At 66.3% G+C, this 13,738-nt stretch carries 12 protein-coding genes; all 12 read left to right on the top strand.

Annotated elements, in window-relative coordinates:
- The first annotated feature begins 78 nt into the window (after window positions 1-78).
- The 12 genes from AC1RWI_RS27730 (at window position 79) to AC1RWI_RS27675 (ending at window position 13,678) form a co-directional block, all read left to right on the top strand.
- Window positions 79-2,253 (top strand): 4Fe-4S binding protein, encoded by a 2,175-nt coding sequence (locus AC1RWI_RS27730; RefSeq protein ID WP_492869910.1) that lies wholly within the window; start codon window positions 79-81, stop codon window positions 2,251-2,253.
- Between the two features lie 32 nt (window positions 2,254-2,285).
- Window positions 2,286-2,924, top strand: a complete 639-nt coding sequence (locus tag AC1RWI_RS27725; protein WP_043348785.1) for a TorD/DmsD family molecular chaperone — start codon at window positions 2,286-2,288, stop codon at window positions 2,922-2,924.
- 135 nt (window positions 2,925-3,059) lie between these two features.
- On the top strand, window positions 3,060-3,278 hold the full coding sequence (locus AC1RWI_RS27720) for a formate dehydrogenase (protein WP_043348783.1): 219 nt from the start codon (window positions 3,060-3,062) through the stop codon (window positions 3,276-3,278).
- 55 nt (window positions 3,279-3,333) lie between these two features.
- Window positions 3,334-6,357, top strand: coding sequence for a molybdopterin-dependent oxidoreductase (locus tag AC1RWI_RS27715; RefSeq protein ID WP_043348780.1), 3,024 nt, complete (start codon window positions 3,334-3,336; stop codon window positions 6,355-6,357).
- Window positions 6,358-6,460: 103 nt separating this feature from the next.
- Window positions 6,461-7,126 (top strand): formate dehydrogenase FDH3 subunit beta, encoded by a 666-nt coding sequence (gene fdh3B, locus AC1RWI_RS27710; protein ID WP_492869909.1) that lies wholly within the window; start codon window positions 6,461-6,463, stop codon window positions 7,124-7,126.
- On the top strand, window positions 7,123-7,356 hold the full coding sequence (locus AC1RWI_RS27705; RefSeq protein ID WP_492869908.1) for a hypothetical protein: 234 nt from the start codon (window positions 7,123-7,125) through the stop codon (window positions 7,354-7,356). Before fdh3B ends, AC1RWI_RS27705 begins: the two co-directional genes overlap by 4 nt.
- Before the next feature lie 52 nt (window positions 7,357-7,408).
- Window positions 7,409-8,620: a formate dehydrogenase subunit gamma gene (locus AC1RWI_RS27700; RefSeq protein WP_492869907.1), complete on the top strand. Its 1,212-nt coding sequence runs from the start codon at window positions 7,409-7,411 to the stop codon at window positions 8,618-8,620.
- Between the two features lie 36 nt (window positions 8,621-8,656).
- Window positions 8,657-9,058, top strand: a complete 402-nt coding sequence (locus tag AC1RWI_RS27695; protein ID WP_492869906.1) for a hypothetical protein — start codon at window positions 8,657-8,659, stop codon at window positions 9,056-9,058.
- Between the two features lie 13 nt (window positions 9,059-9,071).
- Window positions 9,072-9,611, top strand: a complete 540-nt coding sequence (locus tag AC1RWI_RS27690) for a superoxide dismutase family protein (protein ID WP_492869905.1) — start codon at window positions 9,072-9,074, stop codon at window positions 9,609-9,611.
- Between the two features lie 69 nt (window positions 9,612-9,680).
- Window positions 9,681-10,511 (top strand): formate dehydrogenase accessory sulfurtransferase FdhD, encoded by an 831-nt coding sequence (locus AC1RWI_RS27685; RefSeq protein ID WP_492869904.1) that lies wholly within the window; start codon window positions 9,681-9,683, stop codon window positions 10,509-10,511.
- Window positions 10,512-10,703: 192 nt separating this feature from the next.
- A complete protein-coding gene (dcd, locus tag AC1RWI_RS27680; RefSeq protein WP_017230746.1) occupies window positions 10,704-11,270 on the top strand; it encodes a dCTP deaminase in 567 nt (188 codons plus the stop codon).
- 143 nt (window positions 11,271-11,413) lie between these two features.
- On the top strand, window positions 11,414-13,678 hold the full coding sequence (locus tag AC1RWI_RS27675; RefSeq protein ID WP_043348756.1) for an arginine/lysine/ornithine decarboxylase: 2,265 nt from the start codon (window positions 11,414-11,416) through the stop codon (window positions 13,676-13,678).
- The last annotated feature ends 60 nt before the right edge of the window (window positions 13,679-13,738 follow it).

Raw genomic sequence — 13,738 nt, 5'->3', positions numbered from 1 at the left:
CAATAGGCTTCCCCCATATTCCGCCGGCGGCAAGACTCCCAACCAAGGGGGCGGCCAGGCCGGCCAGCCGCACTCCCCATGCCGACGCTGATCTGCAATTGCAACGACACGATGCCGCTTGACGGGGCGGCATTGTCGGGCAATGTTCCCGTGCCCGCGGGTGGCGTGAAGACGCCGCTCAAGGTCCATCGTCTGCTGTGCCGCCGCGAGATTGGCGATTTCACCGCTGCGCTCGCCGGCACCGACGATGTCATCGTGGCCTGCACGCAGGAGCGCGCGCTGTTTACCGAGGTAGCTGCCCGGCGCCAGGCCGAGGGCACCATGACCGCGCCCGTGCGCTTCGTCAACATTCGCGAGACCGGTGGCTGGTCGCAGGGGGCGCGGCGCGACCCGAAAACCGCCAACGCCAAGATCGCTGCCCTGCTGGCCGCCGCCGCGCTGCCGGACCCGGATCCGGTGCCCGTGGTGGACTACCGGTCCGGCGGCGCCGTGCTGGTGCTAGGCCCCGCCGACCGTGCGATCCCCTGGGCCGGCAAGCTGGCCGAAGCCGGCCTGGACGTTGCGGTCCTGCTCAGCGCCGCCGCCGCCGGGGCCATGGCCCCGGCCGGCTTGCCCGCCTCGCGGGCGTTCCCCGTGCACAGCGGCAAGCTGGTCAAGCTCGGCGGCTGGCTGGGCGCCTTCGAGGCCAGCTGGGAGACCGGTGCGGGACGCAGCAACCCGATCGACCTGGACCTGTGCACGCGCTGCAATGCCTGCATCGACGCTTGCCCGGAAGACGCCATCGATTTCAGCTACCAGGTGGACCTGGACCGCTGCCGCTCGCACCGCGCTTGCGTGAAGGCCTGCGGCGCCGCCGCCGCGATCGACTTCGACCGCCCGGCCGCCACTGCCACGGAACGCTTCGACCTGGTGTTCGACCTGGCCGACACGCCCGCCTTTCGCATGCACGCGCCGCCGCAGGGCTACCTGTACGCCGGCGCGGATGCGCTGCGCCAGCAGGCGCAGGCATTGACGCTGGTCCAGCTGGTGGGCGAGTTCGAGAAGCCGAAGTTCTTCCAGTACAAGGAGAAACTCTGCGCGCATGGCCGCAACCAGACCACGGGTTGCACGGCCTGTATCGACATCTGCTCCACCGAAGCGATCCACTCGCAATGGCACGACGGGCGCGGCCGCATTGAGGTCACGCCGAACCTGTGCATGGGCTGCGGCGCCTGCACCACGGTGTGCCCGAGCGGCGCCATCAGCTATGCCTATCCCAAGCCGGATCACCTCGGCGAGCGCTTGCGCACCCTGATCTCGGCCTACCGCGCTGCGGGCGGGCGCGACGCTGCGCTGTTGCTGCATGGCGAGGAACACGGCAATGCGCCCATCCTGGCGCTGGGCCGCGCCGCGCGCGCCGGCCAAGCCCACGGCGTGCTGCCCAATGTGATTCCGGTGGGCTTGTTCCACCCGGCCGCGTGCGGGCTTGAGTTGTGGCTGGCGGCCATCTGTTGGGGCGCGGGCCGCGTCGCCGTGATGCTCACCGGTGACGAAGCCCCGCAATACCGTACGGCGCTGGCCGCGCAGGTAGCAGTGGGGCAGGCCATTCTGGCGGGCCTCGGCTATGACGGCGAATGCCTGTCGCTGGTGGATGGCCCGGATGCCGCCACGCTGGACGCGCAACTATCGGCCCTGGCCGCGCCGGGGAGCAACCGGCCAGCCGCGCCACCCGCCGCGTTCCACGCGGCGGCCGCCAAGCGCGAGACGCTGGATTTTGCGCTTGATCATCTCGTGCGCAATGCGCCGCGCCCGGCCGCCAGCGTTGCGCTGCCTGCCGGGGCGCCGCTGGGCGCGGTGGCGGTGGACACCGGGCGCTGCACGCTGTGCATGGCCTGCGTTGGCGCTTGCCCCTCGCAAGCGCTGCGCGATAATCCCGAGCGGCCGGTGCTGGGCTTGCTGGAGCGCAACTGCGTGCAGTGCGGCTTGTGCGAGAAGACCTGCCCGGAAGACGCCATCACCCTGGTGCCGCGCTTGCTCACCGGTGAGCAAGCGCGCCGTACCGTGACGTTGGCCGAGACCCAGCCCTTCCATTGCATTCGCTGCGCCAAGCCGTTCGGCACAGCCCAGATGGTGCACGCCATGCTGGCCCGGCTGGGGAGCCACCCGGCGTTTGCCGGCGAGGCCGCCGAGCGCCTGAAGATGTGCGGCGATTGCCGCGTCGTCGACATGATGGAAAAGAACAGCGGCGAGGCCAGCGGCAACGCCTTGCAGTAGCCAAGCAGGCCATCCTTGAGAATCATCACGACATGACAGATTTCCAGCCTATCCAGCTGATCCCTCCGGTCGCCCACGCGGCGCCCGACGCAGAAGACACAGCCCGGGCAGACCTGTACGGCCTGCTGGCTACGCTGCTGTATCGCGCGCCGGATGCCGCGCTGCTGCACCATATCGCCGCCAACCGCGCGCACGGCGAGGACGCCGCCACGCCGCTGGGCGACGCCTGGAACGATTTGTGCGACGCAGCATCGGTCACCACGGCCGAGCAAGCCAGCGACGAATACCAGCAATTGTTCGTCGGCGTGGGCAAGCCGGAAGTCCTGCTGTACGGCTCCTACTACCAGACCGGCTTCCTCAATGAGCGCCCGCTGGTGGCGCTGCGCGACGACCTGGCGCGCTATGGCCTGGTGCGCCAGGACAATGTCAGCGAAACCGAGGATCACATCGCCACATTGTGCGAGGTGATGCGCTTTCTGGTGGCGGGCGAGGACGCCGGCGTGTCCAACCTTGCCGAGCAGCAGCACTTTTTCTCGCGCCATCTGCAGTCATGGGTGGAAACCCTGTGCGACAGCGCGGCGGCACATCCGCAAGCGTGCCTCTACGCCCGCGTGGCCGCGCTGCTGAAGGCCTTCATGGCGGTCGAGGCGATCGCGCTGGAAATGCATTGATTGCACGCAAGCTCTTGATTGCCATCATGGAAATCCCGGGGAGTCATGGTCTTTCGACACATATCATTCTAAAATAGGCAGTAGCGTTCATAACAGGATTGGTAATCGGTCTGGAGCGGCCGAGGAGCCCCCCAAATGAAAGACAAACAGCCGAAGGCCGCGCGCCGTGCCTTCCTTGCCGGCACCGGGGTCGTTGCCGCTGCCGGCGCTGCCGCCGCGCTGACTTCGCGCGGTCCGGCCATGCCCGCCGTGCCCAGCCTGGCGGCGGCCATTCCCGATGTCACGTCGACCGACGGCGACGGTTACCGGGTCACAGAGCATATTCGCAAGTACTACCGGACTACGCTGGTGTGAGTGGCCGCGCCTGGCGCACGCCTCGCTCTACCTCGTTTCCATCCTGGGGTGATACATGATCTTGACCCGCAAACGCGCGGCGCAGGGCAGCGCATCTTCGCAACTGGCTGGCGGCTCGGGCGAGCGCGCTGGCGGCCGGCTCTCCGAGCGTCTGGCTGCCGGGCTGGCGGGTGCCATGCCCACCATGGACCGGCGCAGCTTTCTCAAGCGCTCCGGCATCGGGGTGGGCGCGGGGCTGGCGGCTTCGCAGCTGACGCTGTTGCGCCGGGCCGATGCCGCGGATGCTTCAGGTGCGGCGGCCGGCGGCGAGGACAAGGGCAACATCGTGGTGCGCCGTACCGTGTGCGGCCACTGCTCGGTGGGGTGCGCGGTGGATGCCGTGGTGCACAACGGCGTGTGGGTACGCCAGAACCCGGTCTTCGATTCGCCGATCAACATGGGCGCGCACTGCGCCAAGGGCGCCGCGCTGCGCGAGCACGGCCACGGCGAGTACCGCCTGAAGTACCCGATGAAGCTGGTCAACGGCAAGTACCAGCGCATCGGCTGGGACCAGGCGCTTGACGAGATCACCGCCAGGATGAAGGAGATCCGCCAGCAGACCGGGCCGGATTCGATGTTCTTCGTCGGTTCTTCCAAGCACAGCAACGAAGGGTCCTACCTGCTGCGCAAGTGGGTATCTTTCTTCGGCACCAACAACACCGATCACCAGGCACGCATCTGCCACTCCACCACGGTGGCCGGCGTGGCCAATACCTGGGGCTATGGTGCAATGACCAACTCGTACAACGATATGCAGAACGCCCGCGCGGCGCTGTATATCGGCTCCAACGCGGCCGAGGCGCATCCGGTGTCGATGCTGCACCTGCTGCACGCCAAGGAGAACGGCTGCAAGGTGATCGTGGTCGATCCGCGCTACACCCGCACGGCCGCGAAGTCCGATCACTACGTACGGGTCCGTTCGGGCACCGATATCGCCTTCCTGTTCGGCGTGCTGTACCACATCTTCCAGAACGGCTGGGAAGACCAGAAGTACATCAACGATCGCGTCTACGGCATGGACAAGGTCAAGGCGGAAGTCCTCGCCAAGTGGACGCCGGACAAGGTCGAGGAAGTCTGCGGCGTGCCCGAGGCGCAGGTCCGCCAGGTTGCCGAGATCATGGCCAAGAACCGGCCCAGCACGCTGGTGTGGTGCATGGGCCAGACCCAACACACCATCGGCAACGCCATCGTGCGCGCTTCCTGCCTGGTGCAGCTGGCGCTGGGCAATATCGGCGTGTCGGGCGGCGGCGCCAACATCTTCCGCGGCCACGACAATGTGCAGGGCGCGACCGACGTGGGCCCCAACCCGGATTCCCTGCCGGGCTACTACGGCCTGGCCACCGGGGCGTGGAAGCACTTCGCCGCGGTGTGGGGCGTCGACTACGAATGGATCAAGAAGCAGTACGCCTCGCAGGCGATGATGGAGAAGTCCGGCACCACGGTGTCGCGCTGGATCGATATCGTTACCGAAAAGCCTGAACTGATCGACCAGGACAACAACGTCCGCGGGGTGTTTTTCTGGGGCCATGCGCCCAACTCGCAGACGCGCGGCCTGGAGATGAAGAAGGCGCTCGACAAGCTCGACCTGCTGGTGGTGATCGACCCTTATCCGTCAGCCACTGCCGCGATGGCCAACATGCCGCCGGCAGAGGGCGACAAGGTCAACCCGAACCGCGCGGTCTACCTGCTGCCGGCCTGCACGCAGTTCGAGACCACCGGGTCCTGCACGGCCTCCAACCGCTCGCTGCAGTGGCGCGAGAAAGTGATAGAGCCGCTGTTCGAGTCGATGCCGGACCACACCATCATGCAGGCCTTCGCCGACCGGCTCGGCTTTGGCAAGGAGTTGTCGAAGAACTTCAAGCTCAACGAGGTCAAGCGCGCGGGCCGGACCTGGATGGAGCCCGAAGTCGAATCCATCCTGCGCGAGATCAACGCCAGCAACTGGACCATCGGCTACACCGGGCAATCTCCCGAGCGGCTCAAGTCGCATATGCGCAATATGGAGAAGTTCGACGTGCGCACGCTGCGTTGCCTGGGCGGCAAGGATCCGTTGACCGGCTACGACCTGACCGGCGATTACTTTGGGCTGCCGTGGCCGTGCTATGGCACGCCGGAGCTCAAGCACCCCGGCTCGCCCAACCTGTATGACACCAGCCGCAACGTCATGGACGGCGGCGGCAACTTCCGCGCCAACTTCGGCGTGGAGCGCGATGGCGTCAGCCTGCTGGCCGAGGACGGCTCGTACTCGAAAGGCGCGGACATTACCACCGGCTATCCGGAGTTCGACCACGTGCTGCTGAAGAAGCTGGGATGGTGGGATGAGCTGACGGACGCCGAGAAGCAGAAGGCCGAGGGCAAGAACTGGAAGACGGATCTGTCCGGTGGCATCCAGCGCGTGGTGCTGAAGAACCATGGCTGCCATCCCTTTGGCAACGCCAAGGCGCGGGCCGTCGTGTGGAACTTCCCCGACCCGATCCCGCAGCACCGCGAGCCGCTGTATTCCACCCGGCCCGACATGGTCGCCAAGTACCCCACGCACGACGACAAGATGGCGTTCTGGCGGCTGCCCACGCTGTACAAGTCGCTGCAGCAGCGCAACGTCGAGAACAAGCTCTACGAGAAGTTCCCGATCATTCTCACCTCCGGCCGCCTGGTCGAGTACGAGGGCGGGGGTGAGGAAACCCGGTCCAATCCGTGGCTGGCCGAGTTGCAGCAGGAGAACTTCGTCGAGATCAACCCGCGCGCGGCGTCCGATCGCGGCATCCGCAACGGCGACTACTGCTGGGTCAGCACGCCCACCGGCGCGCACATCAAGGTGCGCGCGCTGGTGACCGAGCGCGTCGGCGTGGATACCGCCTTCATCCCGTTCCACTTCTCTGGCTGGTGGCAGGGCAAGGACCTGAAGGACTACTACCCGGAGGGCGCGATGCCGATCGTGCGCGGCGAGGCCATCAACACCGCCACCACCTACGGCTATGACTCGGTGACGATGATGCAGGAAACCAAGACCACGATCTGCCAGATCGCACGGTTCACCTGAATGCGGTTGTGATCGACATCGACATCGAGATAGCGACAGAGTTAGTGGCAGAGATTGCGGCAGAGATGGCGGCAGGGACAGAGACCAAGGGCAAGGAACGACCATGGCACGCATGAAATTCATCTGTGACGCCGAGCGTTGCATCGAGTGCAACAGCTGCGTCACCGCCTGCAAGAACGAGCACGAGGTGCCGTGGGGCGTCAACCGGCGCCGCGTGGTGACCGTCAACGACGGCATCGTCGGCGCCGAAAAATCGATCTCGGTGGCGTGCATGCACTGCTCGGACGCGCCTTGCATGGCGGTGTGCCCGGTCGACTGCTTCTACCGTACCGAAGACGGCGTGGTGCTGCACGACAAGGACATCTGCATCGGTTGCGGCTACTGCTCCTACGCCTGCCCGTTCGGCGCTCCCCAGTTCCCCAGCGCCGGGACCTTCGGCGTGCGCGGCAAAATGGACAAGTGCACGTTCTGCGCCGGCGGGCCGGAGAAAAACGGCAGCGACGAAGAATTCGAGAAATACGGACGCAACCGGCTGGCCGAAGGCAAGCTGCCGCTGTGCGCGGAAATGTGCTCGACCAAGGCGCTGCTGGGCGGCGACGGCGACGTCATTGCCGACATACTGCGCAACCGCGTGATCAAGCGCGGCAAGGGCGGCGATGTGTTCGGCTGGGGCACGGCTTACGGCAACAAGGGCGCCACGCAGGGTACCGCGGGCGCGGGCGCGGCGCCGCCCGCCGCGCCACCCGCTTCAGGAGCGCAGCCATCATGACCCGCTTTTTGCTGATCCTGCTGGCCGCCGGCTGCACCGCGCTGGCCGCCTGCGGCGAGCGCGCGCAGACCGCCACGGCGGCGCACAAGAAATCCGACGCGCCGGCGTACGAGGGCGCACCGGGCGATCCCTTCGTGGCCAAGGGCTGGACACCGGGCGACAAGACCAGTTGGCAAAACCAGATCCGCGAGCGCAACCAGTACCAGAACGAATACAACCGCACGCCATGACAGCGGCGATGCGACGCCCGGGGCGCACCCTGGCCGACCCGATGGAGGGCATATGAAGCCGACGCTCAATCCTGGCTGGTTCCGCTATCTGGCGGGGGTGGCCTGCGCGCTGGCCTTGCTGGCGCCGCCCGGGGCCGCGCGGGCGCAAGCCCAAGCCCCGGCCCAGAGCGCCTCCGCGCCGCAGGCGGCCGGCGTGCCCGCCGAGGCCAACAACCCCGCCACGCATCCGGCCCAGCCCTTCGCGGGCATTGCTTCCGAGAACATCTTCAACGTGCCACGCCGCGATATCGCAGCCGAGGCGCAGGCCCAGCAGGCGCGTAGCAAGGATCAACCGGGCAACAACGCACCGGTCTGGCGGGAAGCGAATTCCGACCAGGCGCACTACAGCAGCCTGCCAGCCAAGGAAGCCGGGGTGCTGATCCAGCGCACCGGGCAGAAGTGGCGCCTGTTGCGCAACGGGGTGATCACCGTCTGGGGCGGCTGGCTGATCGTGGTGGTGCCCGCCGCGATCCTGGCATTTTTCTTCTGGCGCGGCACGATTCCGCTCACGACGCCGCGTACCGGCCGCATGATCCAGCGCTTTACGCCGCTGGAGCGCATGGTGCACTGGACCATGGCGATTTCATTCGTCACGCTGGCGGTCTCGGGCATCGTGATGCTGTTCGGCAAGCATTTCCTGCTGCCCCTGATGGGCCACACCTTGTTCGGCTGGCTCACCTACCTGCTGAAGAACGTCCATAACATCGTCGGCCCGGTCTTTACCTTGTCGGTGATCGTCGGCTTCGTGATCTTCGTGCGCGACAACTTCCCCGCCCGGGAGGACTGGCAGTGGCTCATCAAGCTCGGCGGGCTCGTGTCTGGCAAGCATGTGCCAAGCGGGCGCTTCAACGCTGGCGAGAAGGCCTGGTTCTGGGGCGGGCTGGTGGTCTTCGGCCTGATCCTGTCGGCCTCCGGCTGGGTGCTCGACATGATCGTGCCCGGCATGGATTTCTACCGCGCCACCATGCAGGTTGCCAACGTCATCCATGGCATCGCGGCGGTGCTGATGATCGCCATGGCCTGCGGCCATATCTACATGGGTACCATCGGCATGGAAGGGGCCTACCGCGCCATGCGTGACGGCTGGGTCGATGAGGCCTGGGCCAAGGAGCACCACGAGCTCTGGTACGACGATATCAAGGCAGGCAAGATCCCCGCGCAGCGCGCGGCCGAGCCGGAGCCGGGCGAGCGCGCTGGCGGCCGGGCCAGCCCTGGCGAAGTCTGAGCACGCACGGCCGATCCCCAACGAGGAGCCCGATCCATGAACCGCATTCTGCTGGTGCTCGCCCTGGCCCTTGGCGGCACAGGTGCCCTGGCCAAGCTGCCGCCGCCCACGGAGGCGCAAAAGCTCAAGGCCGACGAGGCCAAGGCGCGCGCCGGCTGGGCCGACAAGGTGGCCGCTTATCAGCTCTGCCGAGCGCAAGACAAGGCGGCGGCGCACTACTACAGCGACATGCAAGCCAAAGGCAAGGCGGTGCCGGCGGCTGCCACGGCCGCGCCGTGCGCCGATCCGGGCCCGTTCGTGGCGCAAGCGCCGGCTGAGCAAGCCGCTGCAAGCACTGCTGGAGGGCCTTCCACTGCACCCGCTGCCACGCCTTCGGATCACAAACCGGCCGCAGCGCCGGGCACGGGAGCGGTACAATCGCCCCGGACATCACCGTGAGAGGAGGTTCGGCATGAAGCGTGTACGTGTACTTTTCGGTCTGGCTGTAGCGGGCACCCTGGCAGGCACTCTGGCCGGCTGCGGGGGCATGGGGATGGGCGGTTCGGATACCGCGGTCGCCGCGCTGGCGTCCAAGAGCGGCACCGCGACGCAGGGCAGCATCACCTTCACCCAGCGCGGTGACATGGTGCTGGTCAAGGCCGACGTAACCGGCCTGCCGCCCAATACCGAGCACGGCTTTCACGTGCACGAGAAGGGCGACTGCTCGGCCCCCGACGCCCTGAGCGCGGGCGGCCACTTCAACCCGACGGCCAAGTCACACGGCTCGATGTCGATGCCCGACCATCATGCCGGTGACATCAACAACCTCAAGGCCGACGCCACCGGCCGCGCCCAGGCCAGCTTCGAGCTGACCGGCGTGACCTTGGCCCCGGGCCCAGCCAGCCTGGTTGGCCGCGCGGTGGTCGTCCACAAGGACCCGGACGACTACAAGACCCAGCCCACCGGCAACTCCGGCGGCCGCATTGCTTGCGGCGTGATCGCCAAGTCCTGACGGATGGGGCGGGGCAGCGCGGGCCGGCGGTTCCCGGCGCGCGCCGCCCATCCCGTATCCCCAACGCCCATGCCCCTGCGCCCTAAAATGACCCACGCGTGCGTCCCCTTGATCGAAGAGGTCGAGGTGGTCGACGAGCAGGGGCGCTTGCGGCAGGCCTTCCTGCCCGGCGAGCGCCCGCTGACGGTCTACCTGGACAAGCGCGAACTGGTGACGCTGATGACGCTGGGCGGGGCGCCCGAGGCCCTGGTGCTGGGTTACCTGCGCAACCAGCGCCTGGTCGAATCGGTCGAGGATATCGCTGCGATCCAGGTCGACTGGGAGACCGAATCCGCCGCCGTCACGACCCGCACGGGCGTGGATCGCATCGAGGCGCGCACGGCGCGCCGGGTGGTGACCACCGGCTGTGGCCAGGGCACCGTGTTTGGCTCGTTGCTGGACGAAGTGGACAACATCCGGCTGCCGGACGACGCCACCCTAGACCAGGAAACGCTATACGGCATCGTCGACACCATCCGGCTGCAGCAGTCGGTCTACAAACAGGCGGGCTCCGTGCATGGCTGCGCACTGTTCCGCGGGCGCGAGCTGCTGATGTTCATCGAGGATGTGGGCCGGCACAACGCCGTGGATGCCATCGCGGGGCTGATGTGGCTCGAAGGCATGAGCGGCGCCGACAAAGTGTTCTACACCACCGGGCGGCTGACTTCGGAGATGGTGATCAAGGGCGCCCAGATGGGCATTCCCTTCCTGCTGTCGCGCTCGGGCGTCACGCAGATGGGCTACCAGATGGCCCGGCGCGTCAACCTGGCTCTCTTTGCCCGGTGCACGGGGCGCCACTTCCTGCTCTACACCGGCCGCGAACGCTTCCGGCACCAGTTGCCGGAGCAAGCCACGGCCTGACGCCCGGGGGCGGATGGCCCGTTGTGGGGCCGGGGCGGCATTTAGGGCGGTGATGCCGGATTTTGGTTGTACAATGCGGCCCATCGCAAGGCCCCGGCAGGTCCGGCGCGCCTGTGAGCAAATGCGAGCAGTGTTCCCGGTCAGCATGGACCGCGTCCGAGCCTGCCCTCATTTGTTCATCCCGATACCCCTATGAGCATCAAATCCGATAAGTGGATCCGCCGCATGGCGGAACAGCACGGCATGATCGAGCCCTTCGAGCCCGGCCAGGTACGGGAAGAAGACGGCCGCAAGATCGTTTCGTACGGCACCTCGAGCTACGGCTACGACATCCGCTGCGCCGACGAATTCAAGATCTTCACCAATATCAACAGCACCATCGTCGATCCGAAGAACTTCGACGAAAAGTCCTTTGTCGACTTCAAGGGCGATGTCTGCATCATCCCGCCGAACTCCTTCGCGCTGGCCCGCACGATGGAGTATTTCCGCATTCCGCGCAGCGTGCTGACCATCTGCCTGGGCAAGAGCACCTACGCGCGCTGCGGCATCATCGTCAACGTGACCCCGTTCGAGCCGGAATGGGAAGGCTATGTGACGCTGGAGTTCTCGAACACCACGCCGCTGCCTGCCAAGATCTACGCCGGTGAAGGCTGTGCCCAGGTGCTGTTCTTCGAGAGCGACGAGATCTGCGAGACTTCCTACCGCGATCGCGGTGGCAAGTACCAGGGTCAGCAAGGTGTCACACTGCCGAAGACCTGATCGCATACAATGCGCGCGTTGCGGTGTTACGGGAGACCCCGGGGGCCGCGCGCCAAGCCTGAACGTCGAGCCACATGCCGACCCAGGGGGACGAATCCCCGGGCCATGTGGCTCAAGTCCTTCTTGCCGTCCAAGGATGCCAAATGAAATTCCGCTTCCCCGTCATCATCATCGATGAAGACTTCCGCTCCGAGAACATTTCCGGCTCGGGCATCCGCGCGCTGGCGCAGGCCATCGAGCAAGAAGGCATGGAGGTGATGGGCCTGACCAGCTATGGCGACCTGACCTCCTTCGCCCAGCAGTCCAGCCGCGCCTCCTCGTTCATCGTGTCGATCGACGACGACGAGTTCGTCAGCGAAGACGACCGGCCCGAAGCCGCGGCCATCGAGAAGCTGCGCGCCTTTGTCAACGAAGTGCGCCGCCGCAACACCGACCTGCCCATCTTCCTGTACGGCGAGACGCGCACCTCGCGGCATATCCCCAACGATATCCTGCGCGAGCTGCACGGCTTCATCCACATGTTCGAGGACACGCCGGAATTCGTCGCGCGCCACATCATCCGCGAAGCCCGGGTCTACCTGGATTCGCTGGCGCCGCCGTTCTTCAAGGCGCTGATCGCCTACGCGCAGGACAGCTCCTACTCGTGGCACTGCCCGGGGCACTCCGGCGGCGTGGCGTTCCTGAAGAGCCCGGTTGGCCAGGTGTTCCACCAGTTCTTCGGCGAGAACATGCTGCGCGCCGACGTCTGCAATGCCGTCGATGAGCTTGGCCAGCTGCTCGACCACACCGGCCCGGTGGCGGCCTCGGAGCGCAATGCCGCGCGCATCTTCAACTCCGACCACATGTACTTCGTCACCAACGGCACATCCACCTCGAACAAGATGGTGTGGCATGCCAACGTGGCGCCGGGCGACATCGTGGTGGTGGACCGCAACTGCCACAAGTCGATCCTGCACGCGATCATGATGACGGGCGCGATTCCCGTGTTCCTGATGCCCACGCGCAATCACTACGGCATCATCGGCCCGATCCCGAAGAGCGAGTTCGATCCCGAGACCATCCGCCGCAAGATTGCCGCGCACCCGTTCGCCAGCCAGGCCAAGAACCAGAAGCCGCGCATCCTGACCATCACCCAGGGCACCTATGACGGCGTGCTGTACAACGCCGAACAGATCAAGGAAATGCTGGCCACCGAGATCGACACGCTGCATTTCGACGAAGCCTGGCTGCCGCACGCGGCATTCCACGACTTCTATCACAACATGCACGCGATCGGCCGCGACCGCCCGCGCAGCAAGGACGCGCTGGTGTTCGCCACGCAGTCCACGCACAAGCTGCTGGCCGGCCTGTCGCAGGCCTCGCAGATCCTCGTGCAGGATTCGGACACGCGCAAGCTGGACCGCTACCGGTTCAACGAGGCGTACCTGATGCACACGTCCACCAGCCCGCAGTACTCGATCATTGCCTCGTGCGACGTGGCGGCGGCGATGATGGAAGCCCCGGGCGGCACCGCGCTGGTCGAAGAAAGCATCCAGGAAGCGATGGACTTCCGCCGCGCCATGCGCAAGGTCGAAGGCGACTACGATGCCGGCAACAACGGCGACTGGTGGTTCAAGGTGTGGGGTCCCGAGGCATTGGCCGAGGACGACATCGGCGACCGCGAAGAGTGGATGCTCAAGGCCAACGAACGCTGGCACGGCTTCGGCGACCTGGCCGACGGATTCAACCTGCTCGACCCGATCAAGGCCACCATCATCACCCCGGGCCTGGACGTGGACGGCGAGTTCAGCGACCGCGGCATCCCCGCGGCCATCGTCACCAAATACCTGGCCGAGCACGGCATCATCATCGAGAAGACCGGGCTGTACTCGTTCTTCATCATGTTCACCATCGGCATCACCAAGGGCCGCTGGAACTCGCTGGTGACCGAGTTGCAGCAGTTCAAGGACGACTACGACCAGAACCAGCCGCTGTGGCGCGTGCTGCCGGAATTCGTCGGCAAGCATCCTCAGTACGAAAAGCTCGGCCTGCGCGACCTGTGCGACGCGATCCACAGCGTCTACAAGGCCAATGACGTGGCCCGCGTGACCACCGAGATGTACCTGTCGGACATGGAACCGGCGATGAAGCCGTCGGACGCGTGGGCCATGATGGCGCACCGCGAGATCGAGCGCGTGGCCGTCGACGAACTGGAAGGCCGCGTCACCGCCATCCTGCTCACGCCTTACCCCCCGGGCATTCCGCTGCTGATCCCGGGCGAGCGCTTCAACCGCATCATCGTGCAGTACCTGAAGTTCGCACGCGAGTTCAACAAGCTGTTCCCCGGCTTCGAGACCGACATCCACGGCCTGGTCGAGGAAGAGGTCGAAGGTGGTGGCAAGGCGTATTTCGTCGACTGCGTGAAGTAACGCAGGCTGGCGTCAAGGAAGAGGGCCTCGCGCGTGCGAGGCCTTTTTTCTGGTGCGCCC

It is taken from the genome of Cupriavidus sp. MPR-AND1C (assembly GCF_058809705.1).
This window is presented reverse-complemented; position numbering and strand designations above follow the sequence as displayed.

Bases quoted from the DNA above. Each gene is read 5' to 3' on its own strand.
- AC1RWI_RS27720 (WP_043348783.1), top strand. From the start codon at position 3,060: ATGAAAGACAAACAGCCGAAGGCCGCGCGCCGTGCCTTCCTTGCCGGC.
- dcd (WP_017230746.1), top strand. From the start codon at position 10,704: ATGAGCATCAAATCCGATAAGTGGATCCGCCGCATGGCGGAACAGCAC.
- AC1RWI_RS27700 (WP_492869907.1), top strand. From the start codon at position 7,409: ATGAAGCCGACGCTCAATCCTGGCTGGTTCCGCTATCTGGCGGGGGTG.
- fdh3B (WP_492869909.1), top strand. From the start codon at position 6,461: ATGGCACGCATGAAATTCATCTGTGACGCCGAGCGTTGCATCGAGTGC.
- AC1RWI_RS27690 (WP_492869905.1), top strand. From the start codon at position 9,072: ATGAAGCGTGTACGTGTACTTTTCGGTCTGGCTGTAGCGGGCACCCTG.
- AC1RWI_RS27730 (WP_492869910.1), top strand. From the start codon at position 79: ATGCCGACGCTGATCTGCAATTGCAACGACACGATGCCGCTTGACGGG.
- AC1RWI_RS27695 (WP_492869906.1), top strand. From the start codon at position 8,657: ATGAACCGCATTCTGCTGGTGCTCGCCCTGGCCCTTGGCGGCACAGGT.
- AC1RWI_RS27715 (WP_043348780.1), top strand. From the start codon at position 3,334: ATGATCTTGACCCGCAAACGCGCGGCGCAGGGCAGCGCATCTTCGCAA.
- AC1RWI_RS27725 (WP_043348785.1), top strand. From the start codon at position 2,286: ATGACAGATTTCCAGCCTATCCAGCTGATCCCTCCGGTCGCCCACGCG.
- AC1RWI_RS27705 (WP_492869908.1), top strand. From the start codon at position 7,123: ATGACCCGCTTTTTGCTGATCCTGCTGGCCGCCGGCTGCACCGCGCTG.
- AC1RWI_RS27675 (WP_043348756.1), top strand. From the start codon at position 11,414: ATGAAATTCCGCTTCCCCGTCATCATCATCGATGAAGACTTCCGCTCC.
- AC1RWI_RS27685 (WP_492869904.1), top strand. From the start codon at position 9,681: ATGCCCCTGCGCCCTAAAATGACCCACGCGTGCGTCCCCTTGATCGAA.